This window comes from Delftia sp. K82 (assembly GCF_002193035.1).
Lineage (GTDB): Bacteria > Pseudomonadota > Gammaproteobacteria > Burkholderiales > Burkholderiaceae_C > Comamonas > Comamonas acidovorans.
In genome coordinates this window covers 1-13,973 of sequence record NZ_MYFL01000014.1, presented here as the reverse complement: position 1 = coordinate 13,973, position 13,973 = coordinate 1, and the positions used below count along the sequence as shown (strand labels likewise).

The 13,973-nt window shown below is 54.3% G+C and carries 11 protein-coding genes and 3 pseudogenes; 4 read left to right on the top strand and 10 right to left on the bottom strand.

Translation table 11 applies throughout. The features are described from left to right. Positions 1 to 739: 739 nt before the first annotated feature. Entirely contained in the window at positions 740 to 1,219 is a 480-nt protein-coding gene (locus tag KDK82_RS33515) for a helix-turn-helix domain-containing protein (RefSeq protein WP_088167169.1), read from the top strand. A 61-nt stretch (positions 1,220 to 1,280) separates the two neighbouring features. Next, entirely contained in the window at positions 1,281 to 1,865 is a 585-nt protein-coding gene (locus tag KDK82_RS32540; RefSeq protein ID WP_143343595.1) for a hypothetical protein, read from the top strand. A 365-nt stretch (positions 1,866 to 2,230) separates the two neighbouring features. On the opposite strand, the gene KDK82_RS31275 is transcribed toward KDK82_RS32540, so the two are convergent. The 9 genes and pseudogenes from KDK82_RS31275 to KDK82_RS33340 form a co-directional block, all read right to left on the bottom strand. Beyond that, the gene (locus tag KDK82_RS31275; RefSeq protein ID WP_088167206.1) at positions 2,231 to 2,995 is read right to left on the bottom strand and encodes a DUF2971 domain-containing protein; all 765 of its coding nucleotides are present in this window, start codon (positions 2,993 to 2,995) and stop codon (positions 2,231 to 2,233) included. A gap of 407 nt (positions 2,996 to 3,402) precedes the next feature. Continuing rightward, positions 3,403 to 4,515 (bottom strand): AAA family ATPase, encoded by a 1,113-nt coding sequence (locus KDK82_RS31270; RefSeq protein WP_088167168.1) that lies wholly within the window; start codon positions 4,513 to 4,515, stop codon positions 3,403 to 3,405. Continuing rightward, positions 4,500 to 6,062, bottom strand: a complete 1,563-nt coding sequence (locus KDK82_RS31265; protein WP_088167205.1) for an ATP-dependent endonuclease — start codon at positions 6,060 to 6,062, stop codon at positions 4,500 to 4,502. The genes KDK82_RS31270 and KDK82_RS31265 overlap by 16 nt, the downstream gene beginning before the upstream one ends. A 207-nt stretch (positions 6,063 to 6,269) precedes the next feature. Next, positions 6,270 to 7,187: a hypothetical protein gene (locus tag KDK82_RS32535; protein ID WP_143343594.1), complete on the bottom strand. Its 918-nt coding sequence runs from the start codon at positions 7,185 to 7,187 to the stop codon at positions 6,270 to 6,272. A 40-nt stretch (positions 7,188 to 7,227) separates the two neighbouring features. Further along, a pseudogene (locus KDK82_RS33345) lies at positions 7,228 to 7,407 on the bottom strand (IS3 family transposase); the annotation flags it as partial. 798 nt (positions 7,408 to 8,205) lie between these two features. After that, a complete protein-coding gene (locus KDK82_RS32530; RefSeq protein ID WP_143343593.1) occupies positions 8,206 to 8,595 on the bottom strand; it encodes a hypothetical protein in 390 nt (129 codons plus the stop codon). A gap of 388 nt (positions 8,596 to 8,983) precedes the next feature. Next, positions 8,984 to 9,400: a GNAT family N-acetyltransferase gene (locus KDK82_RS31255; RefSeq protein ID WP_088167166.1), complete on the bottom strand. Its 417-nt coding sequence runs from the start codon at positions 9,398 to 9,400 to the stop codon at positions 8,984 to 8,986. Between the two features lie 680 nt (positions 9,401 to 10,080). After that, positions 10,081 to 10,664 (bottom strand): annotated as a pseudogene (locus KDK82_RS31250) (IS5 family transposase); the annotation flags it as partial. A gap of 653 nt (positions 10,665 to 11,317) precedes the next feature. Continuing rightward, positions 11,318 to 11,428: pseudogene (locus KDK82_RS33340) on the bottom strand (integrase); the annotation flags it as partial. A gap of 147 nt (positions 11,429 to 11,575) precedes the next feature. On the opposite strand from KDK82_RS33340, the gene KDK82_RS31235 reads away from it, so the two are divergent. Both KDK82_RS31235 and KDK82_RS31230 read left to right on the top strand, forming a co-directional pair. After that, positions 11,576 to 12,124: a DUF2441 domain-containing protein gene (locus KDK82_RS31235; protein ID WP_179218026.1), complete on the top strand. Its 549-nt coding sequence runs from the start codon at positions 11,576 to 11,578 to the stop codon at positions 12,122 to 12,124. Between the two features lie 31 nt (positions 12,125 to 12,155). Beyond that, positions 12,156 to 12,752 carry a hypothetical protein gene (locus tag KDK82_RS31230; RefSeq protein WP_088167204.1) on the top strand — a complete coding sequence of 199 codons (597 nt, stop codon included), beginning with the start codon at positions 12,156 to 12,158 and terminating at the stop codon, positions 12,750 to 12,752. A gap of 198 nt (positions 12,753 to 12,950) precedes the next feature. Here the strand turns inward: KDK82_RS31230 and KDK82_RS31225 are convergent, their stop codons facing one another. After that, on the bottom strand, positions 12,951 to 13,754 hold the full coding sequence (locus KDK82_RS31225) for a hypothetical protein (RefSeq protein ID WP_143343592.1): 804 nt from the start codon (positions 13,752 to 13,754) through the stop codon (positions 12,951 to 12,953). Between the last annotated feature and the right edge of the window lie 219 nt (positions 13,755 to 13,973).

Genomic DNA, 13,973 nt, shown 5'->3' with positions numbered 1-13,973 from the left:
CCGACCTGGTCATGCTCCCCCGTCATCGCGCCACGAAAGCGGAGCTTCCCTGCCTCTGACTCCACAGAAGTCACCAGCCGAGGCTTCGGCCTCGTTCGCGCCTGATCTAGGACAGTCACTCTGCACGGCTGGCTGATCTTGGGCGCGTTCAGCCCCACGGCCAGGCCCGCCCTCGATGCGACGTCAGGACACAGCCCGCAAGGCTGCATGGTGGTCCAGCGCCAGCCTTTCGCCGGCAGTTCTGTGTGCTCCTGCAGGCCGCGCTTCGCCGGTGGCCAGCGGGGGCACGCCCCGAAAAAACTAAAGATCAGTGGCGGAAAAACTAATGTGTAGTGGCGTTCCGCAGCAGCTGCGGAACGCCACTGAACACGCAGCACGTCACGCAGATAAGCCGTTGATTTCTCACGTCCTCGTAAGCCATGCGCCATCGATCTTTAGAGAGATGCGCCACTGTACTTTCGTCTGTACGGAAAACGCGCCACCGTACTTTAGTTTTTTTGGCCAGCAAGGCTGAGGAGTGAGCTATCGGCCGAGGCGCAAGCGCTCAGGGCCGGTGTGTGGCGGCATCGCGGGTTGCCAACGCCTCGCCTGTATTGTTGCTGTGCCGGGGCGACCGAGATCAGCGATCACTGAGCAGTGCTTCCGAGGTGGCCCGTACTTGCCTGTATGCTCAACCCCGCACCCAGGAACACCGACCCAACTTCTAGGCTTTAGTGTTCTTCAAATATTTATCTCTTTTATGCATACAGTCCCAATTGTTCAAGATGACCTGGCTTTGAGGCTACGTACTGAGCGTGAGCGTTTAGGCCTAAAGCAAGTTGAATTGGCGAAGCTGACAGGAGTAACCCGTGGTACGCAGGTTTCCTATGAGGCGGGGAAAACTGAGCCTACAACTGGCTATTTGAAGAAGTTGAAGCGAGCAGGAGGTGATATTAATTTTCTGTTGTTTGGTTCAGAGGATTACGATGAATTCTCCGAGAATGCGATTTCGACTCTCTCCGTACCAATTGACTGGAAGCTAGTACAAGAATGCACTGAGGCAGTGGACTTTTTTTTCTTACGGTCTGGTTTGAACTGTCCATCTAGGTTCCGGTGGAAGTTGGTCAAGAAAGTACATTCCGAGGTGACTACTTATGAAGTTCAGGAGCCGTCAAGACCAGACCTTCTTGTTCTGGTGTCGAGGCTCTGGGAAGATTATGAACAGTGGGCCAATGATTAAATAGAACTTCATACGTCATTTGCGAGACATGGTTTTTTAGTTCAACTATTTCAGGATCTTAATGGCGATTCAATACTCAAAAATACCTAGCCACTGGAGTTATTTCCTGGCACTAGAGGACGACCTGCTAAGGATGTCGCGCTGGATCGAGTTTTCTCAGGAAAATGAGAAGACCTACTCCATAGAGCTGGCCAGGCTTTTGATGACTGCTGCGGCGGAGGTGGATATTTTGGCAAAATCAATATGCAGTATTATTTGCCCAAAAGATAAGGCCTCTTCTATAAATGAGTATCAGGCTATACTGTGTGAAGCTGCACCAATCATTGTTCAGGCTGCGGTTGCAATGCCCAGATTCGGAATGAGTTTCATGCCTTGGTTAAATTGGAGGGAGCCAAAGTCACCTCCAGATTGGTGGACTGGAAATAATAAAGTGAAGCACCATAGAGCTGATCATTTTCCAGAGGCTAGTCTTAAAAATGTTCTAAATGCCTGTGCAGGTCTTCTGGTTCTACTGACGATTTACTACGGGTTTGATCGGGAATATTTGTTCCCGGCGCCTAGCCTTTATGTCCCCAATACCTTCGGGATTCTGGAGAATTCAGCCATCCGACTTCTACGACCTGATGGCGCACAGTTCCCTGATTGAGGGTGGTCGGCGCCATTTTTGTTGATCGCATCTAAAAAATCTTCAAACTGCAGCGGCAGGCCAAAAGCAGGCAACCGAACTACGAATGTGTAAGGTAGCGGCTGGCTGAAAGCCAATCCGCTTGACCGCTAGGTTAGACCGACGAGATATGAAAAATCGTCATGCACCCGAGATGACACCAAAGACATAGCTTCTAGCGGTCGCCAAACGGACTGCAGAGGTCAAAAAAGCTTGAAACTGGTACAGCCACCGCAGTGTCCAATCCCAGCGGAAGAACCTTTGAGAAGGGTGAAGCACTAGAATTAATGCCGTCCTGCATAATACTGATTTCGGAGCGTGCTAAGAATTCAAGTACCAGCACAGCTTTACTGTGTTCGAGTAATTTTACTTCCTATGCTTTGGTTGAACTCAATATTTAAAGTTTCTGGCAGACGATATAAGAGCGACCTTTTAATATCTCCTTGATATCCAGTTTTTTGTTTAATTTCACTTTTTATATCTTGGAATTCTTCATGGCTAATGCGAGGATCTATCATCACTTGATCTATTAATTCATGAGCATCAATCTCATATTGATGGATATCGTTTTTTGGCAAATCATAGCCCCAATCCAGATGAATTATCCTAATTTCAGCTTCGTGCTCAAATGCTTTTCGCTTGACCAATAAAGAATTAAATAGACTACCAAAAGTAATTTGGCCATTGACAGCAAAAGCTCTCTTGGCTCTATTGATAATTTCAGCCTCTGAAATGTACTCTACTTTGCCTATACATTCTTGAGTCATAGAATTATTAACATTAGCTAGACTTAAGCTAGATAACAATTTTTCAATAGTGCTTCTGATGCGGACGCCTTTCTTATCAGGCGAGTAAATTCGCCACATCGCATCTGATGCCTTAGAGGTAGTCCAGCATTGACCATACAACCTTTCATGTGTATCTAAAGCGATTTCGGTGCCGTTCGGAAAAATCAGTTTTGATTTTAGCGCAAAGTTTTCGAAGGTGTCTTCCCATCTTTTCGGCTTTACCAATGTATTCTTATTTGTATTAAACAAATCTAGAAATCTTTCGTATGAAATAATTCGATAGATATGGTTATCGTATTCAGTTTCATTGATATTCAGGTACACCATATTTCCTTATAAAATAACTTTCCCCGGAAAGATTGGAGTGAAAATCGCTAGGTTGGCTTTTAGGCAAAACTCAAAATTCGTAGTGTATTGCGGGCTGAGCGTATGACGGTGACTGGCCGTCAGTGACCGACCTGTTGCGGTCGATCGAGTCGCCCCCCTACGCCTGCTGTGCAGCGAGTGCTGCCAGTCGCTGTCACTCGCGGAACTCACACTGACTGCCTTTAACCGGCTGCCCGACCCCGCAATGGTTAGTCGCGCGAAGGTCGGAGGGCTCGCCTTTCGCGGACATCGTCACTGGACGCATTAATACCCAGCGCGAGCAGGCTTGGCCATGCGTTGGCCTAGTCGGACTGATGGGCGGGAGGGGCAGCGTGCGTGGCCTGAAATGGTTCCAGCTGTGTGCCTTACGCTGCTTTAGCCCCGGACGTTTTGACAGCCTTGGGGGCTGCGGGTGCTTTGGAGGTAGTACGTGCCCTGGGCGCCTTGGCCTTGTAATCCTTGAAAAGCGCCTCTGGCACAAGGTAGAGATCGCCGCGTGCCCGTGAACAGGCCACATAGAGTTTGTTGCGAGAAATGGCCGCGAGCTTCGTTCCCAATGTGCGGTCCTGAAAATTTTTCCAGCTGGTTGAGTTGAGAACGACACACACATCCTGGTAATGGTCCTGGCCCTTGGAAGATCCCCAGGTCTGCCCGTAGCAGGGGTATGCGTAATGTTCCTGATAGAAGAGCTTCACCATGGCCTCCTGGCAGAAAATCTGTGCGGCCTGCTGCGCGTCCTCTACGACTTGAACCCGCGACTGCCGGTCTTGAGCGGGGTGGATCTCGACCCCGATATGGTCCCGTATGAACTCGCAGACCGTTGCACTACAGCGGTGACTCCTCTGCAGTGTTTGGGTGTCGATGATCAGTCCCTCGCTCCGTAGCTCGCGCTGGAATTGTTCGTAGCTATCGTGGAGGCCTTGCTTGACGTTGCCGTCCGTGCTGGTGGAGTAGGTGTGTTGGAAGAAGTCGCCGACGAAGAGGGTCTGTACATTGGCCCTAGCGATTTGCAGCAGCAGGGTGAAGTCGTGCCCGCCGAAATCCTGGACCTCATCAACGCAGACCATGTCGTAGTAACGTTCTAGGCGTCGGAGTACCGCTGGCATACAACCCATGACATCCAGGGCTCTGGCCATGCGGGAATGGTATATGCGTCCTCCCGCGTTCACATACCGAGCGAGAGCGCTGGTCTTCTGGCGGGATGAGTAAGGACTGGGTCGTTCGAAGCTGATGCCCTTGGTCTTGAAGTCTACGAGCAGCAGTGGCCGGTAGCAGAAGGAATTGAGGAAGGTGAAATATGTGCTGACCGTGACGTTGTCTGGGACATGGCCAAAGCGCCGGATCACCCTGCGCCGGATCTCTGCGCAGTTGTTCTCCGTGTAGGTCAGCAGCAGAACCCGCTTGTGCAAGTCGAGCTCGTTGATCAGTCGCGTCGTCTTGCCAGACCCCGCCACGGCAAAGACTACGCGCTTATCCATTGGATCGCCTCCTGGATATACGACGGAGCGATCAGCTCATTCTCCTTCTTGAGCAGGAGTTCGAAAGCCGCATCGGCCTTGTTGGCCAGCATATAGGGCAGGGCTTCAAGAGTCATGCGCGGCTTGATGAGGGCCTCTTCGCACAGGGCTTGGTTGTCGTTGAAGAGGCAAATCTCGAAGGTCTTACGCAGGTTGTCCTTGTCGGCAAATATCCTGGCGTTGGGCATGGCATGGCCAGCGTAGTTGTCCACGCAGTTGCGCTGGTAGTCGCCATCGTTGTCGCGGATGACGGCGACCTTGACATTCAGCAGCTTGGCCAAATCCAGGTAGCGTTTAAAGCTGGTGCCACCCACGGAAATGACATGTATGCGGTTGGACTGCAAACTGGCGCCGGTGTGCTTGCGATACAGGGCATCCATGAGGATGAACTCGGCATCGCCCTCCACCAGGATGACCTTTTTAGAAAGAGCGAATTCTAGGACGTTGTTGTCCGGCGCCTTCATGAAGAACTTGGCGGTGTCGTCCGGCAGGCCATCCAGCCGGGTCTTCTGGCCGGCCGCGCCGAGTAGGATAGCCTTTTGCAGATTGAGGCGGGCGGAGATCAGGCTGCTGTGGGTGGCGATGAAGAGCTGCTTGTTGTCCGCACCCGCGATGCGATCGACGAGCTTGTTCATCGCTGTGTGACTGAGGTGGTTCTCAGGCTCTTCTAGCAGGATCACATCCAGCCGCTCTTCTGCCTTGCGCCGTCGCAGTGCGAACTCGGTCTTGACGAAGCACTGGTGGCCCTTGCCCTTGTTCTCGATGGGTATCCCGTCCTCTGTTATGACCAAGTCTGTTTCCAGGTTGGCCTTGGTACTGGTCCGTATGGCGAACTGATAGTCGTCGAGGCCACCGTTCAAATCCGCGAGGTGGTCGTCGCGAAAGCTGCCTTTGTTCTGGCGGTAGGCGTTCTCCAACCTACTGCGGGCGCGGACATCCGCATGCAGCGTGAAGACTGTACGGGTGTACTCGCGTGCCGCATATTCGCTGTCGATGCGGGAGCTGTCGATGGCCAGATGGTGGACATGGCGCTTGACGCTGGAATAGGCTTCTCCGCCAAAAGTCATGAATTGGACACCATAGTATTCGTACGGGAAATTCGTCGGATCTGCTTTAAGCGCTTCGGCGATATCCTTGCTGAAGTCGTCGATGGGTTTGTAGACCATCTTCAGACCATCGCATTCACGCCTCTTGGAGTTGTTGTTCCCATTGAGGCCAGGGACGCCCTTGCCGGCCAGGTAAAGTTCGACCACAAGCTCCGGCAAGTCCGCCACTGTCCTAGTCCCTGCTTGGTACGCCTGCACAGCTTTGGCGTTGAGCAGGGTTTCGATCCCGACGGACTCGACCTTGGAGCGGCTCCCACTCATGGTGAACTCCAGTGCGAGCAACACGGAACTTTTGCCGGCCTCGTTGTCGCCGATAAGCAAGTTCAGATCTGGTGAGAAATCGAGCTCTAGTCGTTCGAATTTCTTGAAATTCACCAGCACGAGTTTCTCGATCGACGGCATCATTGTCCTTGTCTGGCTTTATGGAATACACGGGTGTGGCGCCATGGCTGAAAGCACACAAGCAGTTGATGATAGCGGATACGCTTGGCAGTTTCGAACCATGCGAGCCTGGTCAGGCGCAAAACGGCGTAGTGCATTCACTGTGCCTCTTTGCCTTTACACCCACTGCGGCGCTGTCATATGCAAAGGCGGGAAAATCCAGCTGGATCAGGGGGCGCGTACGGCCGCGAGGAGCTGCCGGAACTCCGCATCCGGCATGTCGCTCTTCCAACGGTTGATGAACCGAGCAACAATCTGCAGATTGCCGGGCGCGTAGTGACCGTTGGAGTCCTTGCGGTCCAGAGACGGAGTGAATTCCGCGCGGGTGCCGGTGTCATCGAGCAGCACCTGGGACACAGCGCAACGACCGGCGGCCTGCTGCAGCAGTGCTGTGACTTCTTCCAAGAAATGGTTGTCGTCGCGAAAACGCAGCTCCTTGGATTTGGCCACCACGGTGCTGGTACTGCCCGACTGGGCGCATGTGGCCTTCGTAGTGATCAGCATGCGCCGGGCTATCGCGATGAAAGGCGGCTCGGTAGCGGCTTCTGCATGGCTGTCTCCGGCGTCGGCGGCGCGAGCTGCCGCTGATCCGGCGCTTGGTGCCTTGCCTGTCTGTTCAAGGGGTGCTGGAGCCTCGGGGTGTTGGCTGGCTGTTGTCGCGGAGGGTTGGGTGGCGCCCCATCGGCCGTTGGGCTTCGCCAGTTCAGCGCGCAGCGCCGATGCAAATGCCAGGGCGCCGTCGTAGGTCAGCCCGATCCGGATCGCATTGGGTACTTGATGTGCATGGATGCCGGATTCGAGGCGCTGGAGCCGGTCACGCTGGTGCTCCAGCCAGCGCCTGGCTGGGCGTGAATCGTCATTGGGCCAACCCAGGCGGTAAGGATCAACGGCAAGCTCCACGTCGTTACCCTGTGTCTTGACATTGCGGTAGAACGAAAGCACCCATTCGCCGATGGTGCTGTGGTCATAATAGAGTCCGTCCACCAGCGTCGGATTCTGGCGCGAGCCGGGCTTGTATTTGAGGTTTGGACATTCGTCGAGTATTGCCTTGAGTGCTGCGTAGCGGGCGTCTTGTGGTGAACTCATGTTGTTACGCTCCCGAGTTAATGTGAATCACCCCGGATTTTTATACATTGTTGAGTCGTTGGGAATGCCGCCGTTCGAAATCTTCAGGTGATAGCCCGGCTGCCGATGAATAACGGCGCTCAGAACTGTAGAGCATCTCGATGTAGTTAAAGACATCGCTTCGCGCGTCAATGCGAATTGTATATTCGATCTTCCGAAGCTGACTGTGGCGCCGAATTTGGCCACGTGTACGTGTTTCCGCTATCTCTGTACTGGGGAGTCGATAGCAAAAGGTTGTCGAATGTTCGATCTGGATCGGAGCTGTCCTTAGGCACGCAGGGCGTGAACGACAATTCGCCGCCTGAAGCCGTCACCTATAGGACGCCTCCGATGACTGCTCCTGGCCGACAGCCGTCCTTGCGCGAGGGCAAGCCTTTCCACGGAGCGATAAGCGCCCCCCGGTGTCTCGCATAAGCCTCCATGTTGCGAGCGGCATGGTGGCCGCGAAGTACCCGGGAGCGCGTCACTCAGGCTCGATCTGAGCCATCCAAACCATGCTCACCTCTCATCGCGCAGTGAGGCAGGGCGGTCGAGCTCTCGACACCACCCCTCATAGGTCATCGCCAGAGTCTCCGCCCCGCATCCGGCCCCGACCTGGTCAAGCTCCCGTTTAGGACTGGCCCGTCATCGCGCCACAAAGGCGGAGCTTCCCTCCCTCTGACTCCACAGAGGTCATCAGCCGAGGCTTCGGTCCTCGTTCGCGCCTGATCTGGGGCAGTCACTCTGCACGGCTGGCTGATCTTGGGTGCGCTCAGCCCCACGGCCAGGGCCCGCCCTCGATGCGACATCAGGACTCAGCCCGCAAGGCTGCATGGTGGACCAGCGCCAGCCTTTCGCCGGCAGTTCTGCGTGCTCCTGCAGGCCGCGCTTCGCCGGTGGCCAGCGTGGGCGCGCCCCGAAAAAACTAAAGATCGGACCTCACTAACGCCTGAATTAAACCGAGCAGCAAAGGGGCGTCGGCATAAGTGGACTGCTATATTTACGGTAATCGAAATCCCCTGGGTAGGTGCACGACACCAATGATCTGGGGTTGAATGTTATTCCTGTATACCTGAATTTCAGACTGCGTCAAATAAACATCGTCAAGCTGCGCGGTTGTGAACCTTACCGCAAAAACTACCCAATCTTCTGTTTTGTCAAATACTAGGTTTGCAAAGCACCCAGAGCTTGTTTTTGCGTAAGAAACCGATTCCAGAGAACCTGTCCCTAGGTCCTTGGCGGACTTGAATCCACCCTCAATGATGGAATGCATGTTTTTTGCAAGCGTCATGTGAAAAAAGACGCTGCCGTCATTTTCGAGATCTGCGTCAAATACGCAGAATCTATTTTCTTCCGTGGGATTGACTAATTTAAATATCTCGATATTCATCCAATGATAACCTAGACAATGTAACTGTGTTATGACGAAAAGACGGAAGCGATTTTCGCTCGTATAAAGAGACTCTAACCGTAGAAATGATGGTGAGCAAGCGGAAGAATGATTTTCAGGCGACCAAAATAAGATCATTGCCGGCGCTGAACACAGGATGGCAAGGATCAAGTGACTGCTTGTGGCCGAAACTGGGGCTAGGACTTGTGAGTGCTGGATTGCAGAGCCGACCTTCGGGGGCGGCACCCTGAGCGTCCAGTTCATGGCGTGCCGGCGAGGGGTACGGGCCGTTGTTCGTCGGCCAGAAGCAGCCGTTGTGCACAAGAGAAAGCAGAAATTCAACGCTTCTATGTAGCAGCTGCCGACGGCGGTCCCATGCAATGAAGGTTTAGGCCTGCGCCTGGATGGGCAACGACTTCTCCATGAGAGAAGGATAGTCCGGGCTGCGCAAATAACCTGCTCGTACATACCATGTTTCGAGTTGACTCATATCTGGTGTCTCGTCGAGCGGGCGCGGTTCTAAGCGCACTAACTGGCAGTGCTGCCCAACTGCAAATGCCTCTGCATGTGAGAGCAGCATATTGGCTATGCCTCTTCGTCTAAACTGAGGCAGTACAAAAATCTCATAGATGAAGGCGAGAGCAGTATCGCTTCGGTCTTCATATGAAAGCATGCCCATTTCAATGCCATTGTCCACGGCAACGAACTCAAGTGACCGCCCGGCGTGACCGCGCTCAGCTCTGTACCGTAGCAATGGGTCCAAAATTTCTTTCGGAGACGAGCGTTGTACGATTTCTGTAGGCATAGCTGGGGCAGGTGTATGGCTTTACGTATGTAGTCTAAACCTGACCCCAGGCTATATTTGCCGCCTGAGGTCTGCTTGGATAACCGAATTGCTCGAATATGGCCGCTGACTAGCTGCCAGGCGACTTTTAGGGTGTTTCCCGGGAAGACTGCGCTGGGTCGATCTCTGTCCGACACAAAGGACGCTGATAGGTACCGTCAGTATATAGCGCTGCCTTATCAAGTCCGCTGTCCGGCGAGAGGCCGCTCATCATCCAGAGTCAATCGCCTGCGGAAACATCTGGAAGCACTGCAGCGGTGCGACGTCTGTCTCAACGTGGTCTCAACCTGAGCGCAAATGGTGTCAGACCGTATCGTCATCCTGCCCATCTCCTTCGCTGAATCGCATAGGCACCACTGTAGCGAGTGGCGTAGCGACCGCGAAGGCTCGGGGGCGTAACTCCTGCCCGAATTCGAGGCTCCCAACGATGTCCACCTCTCATAGAGCCAGGGCGCCCGAGCACTTGAACTCCAAACCCGCATAGATCCTCGTCCGTGGCGTCGCCTCATCGGCACCCGACCTAGCCCAATCACGCCTAGGGACTTACCCGTAATCGCAGCAAGACAGGGGAGCCTTTGCCCCCTTGACCCGGCAGGGGTCACCAGCCGAGGCGTCGCTTCCCGATCGAGTCCTCTTTAGGCTCGGCATCGCTTGAAGTCGTAGCCTTTGTCGGCGTGCAGCTTTGCCGGTCTTCTACGGGGACGTCCTGGCAGGCCAGCAATCGCAGGAATCGCGTCCACGCACCTCTCGAACATCTTGGAGTCGTGCCGGTTCGCGCCGCTGACCAAGATCACCAGCGGGATGCCTCTGGCATCTACGACGATGTGCCGCTTGGAGCCGAGCTTGCCTCTGTCCGTGGGGTTTGGACCCGTTTCCTGGCCCCCCGGGGGCTTGGTACCGAGGAGCCATCAATGCTGGCCCGGCTCCAATCGATTTGGTCATGTTCACGCAAGCGAGTCAGCATGGCCTGGTGCAGCCGCTCCCAGACACCAGCGGCATTCCAGTCGCGCAGACGCCGCCAGCAAGTCATGCCGCTGCCGTAGCCCAGGGATTGGGGAAGGTCTTCCCATGGAATGCCTGTTTGCAGCACGAACAAGATGCCGTTGAGGGCAGCTTCATCGCTGACTGCGAGCTTGCGTGCACCGCCTTTGGCAGAAGGCACGAAGGCTGGGATCAGGGGTTGTAGCTGTCGCCACAGTTCTTTGCTAACGGGTCGTCTTGCCATGAGGGCCGCAAGCATAACTGCTCTGCGGGGGCCTGTGACGAAGTGGTGTTAGCCACTCTTAGAGCAGTCGCCCTGCACCTTTGGCTCAGCGCTGCTGCGCTCAATCGCAGCGCGCGGCATGGCCTCGATGCAACGAGAGCTACCAGGCTGGAAGGCGGCCTGGTGGTTCAGCTCGGACCTTTCGCCGCACGTTTTGTTGGGGCCTGCAGGCCGCACCTCGCCGGTGGCCAGCTGCGGAACGCCACTGAACACGCAGCGCATCACGCAGATAACTCGTTGATTTCTCACGTCCTATCAAGCCATGCGCCATCAATCTTTAGAGAGATGCGCCACTGTACTTTCGTCTGTACGGAAAACGCGCCACTGTACTTTAGTTTTTTTGGCCAGCAAGGCTGAGGAGCGAGCTATCGTCCGAGGCGCAAGCGCTCAGGGCCGATGTGTGCCGGCGTCGCGGGTTGGCAAGGGCTCTCATGTGGCAGCTACCGACCCAGAACCTCCTTGCAGCTACAAGCTTCACAGCCGTCATTCAGCCAGCTTCAAGGCCAAGGCATCCAACGGGCTGGAGGTTGCTGCGGCAGCGACCGTCAGGACATGGGCGTAGATGATCGTAGTGCTCACGTCCGAACGTGCCATTTCACAAACGCGCGCACCTACTGCACATAGGCCTGCTCGGAGCGCAGGCTATAGTGCTTGTAACGAGTTCGCTCACGGGCCTGATCCAGCAACCGTGTGGCGCGCAACACAGAAGGGGTGGTGGGTTTTATGGCTAAATTTGGCACTGTATTGTCATAAAGCATGCATGCTATAGACTTGGCTACAAGCCTCTTTCCGCGTTTCTTTCGTGCCAATTTATACCACAAGCGCCAGATATGGCCTGCGGAGTGGTTCAGTCTACATTAAGTTTGGTGTCCATGAATTACTTTCATATTGACTCAGGCTCTCAACATCGTACCGGATGGCCTGAATTTCGCATCGGGGAGGAATTCACAGTTGGGGACAAGATAAATCCGATTTATACCACCTGGATGAACTCAGTTACTAGAACTGGGCTGGGAATTACAGAGAAGGATATTTTTCAATCAGTTGCCGTAATGCTGCGCGAGCTTGCCTTCGAGAACCTAAGAGCCAGAGATTATTCGGCGCGCCCCTCAAGGACAAGCTGCTTATGGCTATGTGACTCAGAGGAATCTGCTAGATATTGGGTTAAAAAAATTCCCCATACTGGTAAGAAGAGGGTTCTGGAGGTAGAAATCTTGGAAGGTAAACTTCACAAGGTATACGAGGAGCACCTCACTAATAAGCTAGAAAATATTAATGAAATTGAGGTGAGGGCGCACAAGTACTGGTCAGGGCAAGGGAATGGTGAGTGCGAAATCCTGTTCCAAGGTGTTTTGCGTATTGTGCGTGAGCTTCAAATCTCGCCATTCATCCAAACGGACGCCGTTTCACTTCGCGGCTAAATTTAAGCGTTAGGCCGCACAAATGCACGCTATGCAGAAAATCGTCAGGGTTCTCAATGCCGAGAACATCGAAGCAATCACGACGGACTTCCATGAAAGTCTTGCGTCAATAGGCCAATCAATCCAAGGCAAGATGGGCGTCTCCCTTTTCACCGCACTCAAGCGGGAGAAGCTTGTTGGAGGCCCTTATCCGGGTGTCTCACTTTTTGAAGCGGCGAATCGCATCATGTCCGACCTGGTGATCTTGGGCGGCGTTTCGTCGCTACTTAAAGGGGCTCTGTTCCCGTTCACCTCGTACACCGTTGAGTTCGGAAACGAAGACAAGAATGGGTTCGACATACGTGCCGTAGAAGGGAGCCAAACTCTGGTTGGTGAGGCGTTCAACGTCGCCCCATCGTTTTTTCAGATCAAGAAGGGGTCTGCGCTGAAAAAGCTTAGGTGCGCTGGAGCTGACGCCACTTACCGAGTACTCATGTTTAACGATGACGCGGTCTCGCAAAGCTATCTAGCAAAGCCGGAAGCTGGTCTACATCACGTACTTGTAGGGGTCGAGTCGGGGAAAGTTCAGGTTCGGCCTAATCCGTCCTTCAAACGGATGCCTGGCGGCACCGCTCAAGTCAAACGTTGAGCGTCCGCTTTTTCTCGCAGCCACCGTCTGCTCTTGGCCGGCAACAGTTCCTCGCTGAGGGCGGCTGCCGACCCACAGCAGCCGCTCAAATAGTCAACCAGCATAGTCGAAACCGGGCGTTCAGCGAGTGTGCTGTCCGCAGCAGGGTGTACGCACCCGGATCCGGGAGCTCGACATTCTGTGGCACGTGTTCCCGAGTTAGGTCTTTCCGCCAAAGGTCGCCTTTCCGCGGACATGCTTGTCTACCATGTGCCTCCCCATGCGCATGAAATTCGACACTTGCAGGAATGAGACAGCAGGGATTGTGAGGCTTGGCTCGTCGCGCACGAAACCGCGCATTCTTGATACTTTACGCGTCACCGGCGAGGTTATGAAGTCGACGACGTAGCCTCCGAAGAACAATTGGTAGCCTTTAAGGCCGCCCGATGAAAGAAGTATTGGGGTGAATGCGAAGTTCTCCAGGGTGCCGTGTTCAAGATGCTCGGACGGGTCGACAAGCTTTCGGATCCGATTTCCAATCCAAGCTGCGTCCGGAGCTTGTCCGGTATATAGATGATCCCTGAGGCGCTCAAGCACATCGGCCGGGAATTTGACGGACGAAAACTCAGCGCGAGAGCAGACCGCCGCGCGCCAGATGATTGACAGCAGGAAGCATCGAAACGTCTCGTACTCAAGTGGGGACAACGCTACTTCGTCGATGTCTTTGGTGAAACGCTTCGAGGCCTGACGTAGCTTGCGGATCCAAAGTGTCTCCCACTTTCCGATGTGGCCTTCGCATTCCGAGCACAGAAGATAGTCTGCAAGGCTGTCCTGGCTGAGGCTTATCGACGTATTGGGAGCCGTGTCCATCGCGACAAGCTTCCCATTTGACGAGCGCTTCATCGATCGAAAATAGGCGTTCGGAATAATGTGAGAACAGGAAAGTTTGCGATGTTTAAGGCACAGAGCGCATCGCGTTGTAGGCATGGCTTCTGCCTTTTTATCCAAGAGCTTTTCAATCATCTTATCACCCATCTTTTACGCGCATCAGTGTAGGTCCTCCAAGGCGCTGGAATGTCCGCCGCATTCAGTCGTCGATGCTAGTCGATCTGGGAGCCGACGGTGGCCAACGACAGAAAGTGGCCGACAGCCGTCCTTGTGCGACGGCAAGCCTTTCTACGGAGCGCTAAGCGCCCCTGGTGTCTCGCATAAGCCTCCCTGTAGGGGACGGCATGGTGGCCG

Coding starts and splice junctions, on each gene's coding strand:
- KDK82_RS31265 (WP_088167205.1), bottom strand. CDS start 6,062: ATGCCGTCGATCGAGAAACTCGTGCTGGTGAATTTCAAGAAATTCGAA.
- KDK82_RS31255 (WP_088167166.1), bottom strand. CDS start 9,400: ATGCCTACAGAAATCGTACAACGCTCGTCTCCGAAAGAAATTTTGGAC.
- KDK82_RS31270 (WP_088167168.1), bottom strand. CDS start 4,515: ATGGATAAGCGCGTAGTCTTTGCCGTGGCGGGGTCTGGCAAGACGACG.
- KDK82_RS32530 (WP_143343593.1), bottom strand. CDS start 8,595: ATGAATATCGAGATATTTAAATTAGTCAATCCCACGGAAGAAAATAGA.
- KDK82_RS31225 (WP_143343592.1), bottom strand. CDS start 13,754: ATGATTGAAAAGCTCTTGGATAAAAAGGCAGAAGCCATGCCTACAACG.
- KDK82_RS31230 (WP_088167204.1), top strand. CDS start 12,156: ATGCAGAAAATCGTCAGGGTTCTCAATGCCGAGAACATCGAAGCAATC.
- KDK82_RS31235 (WP_179218026.1), top strand. CDS start 11,576: ATGAATTACTTTCATATTGACTCAGGCTCTCAACATCGTACCGGATGG.
- KDK82_RS32535 (WP_143343594.1), bottom strand. CDS start 7,187: ATGAGTTCACCACAAGACGCCCGCTACGCAGCACTCAAGGCAATACTC.
- KDK82_RS32540 (WP_143343595.1), top strand. CDS start 1,281: ATGGCGATTCAATACTCAAAAATACCTAGCCACTGGAGTTATTTCCTG.
- KDK82_RS33515 (WP_088167169.1), top strand. CDS start 740: ATGCATACAGTCCCAATTGTTCAAGATGACCTGGCTTTGAGGCTACGT.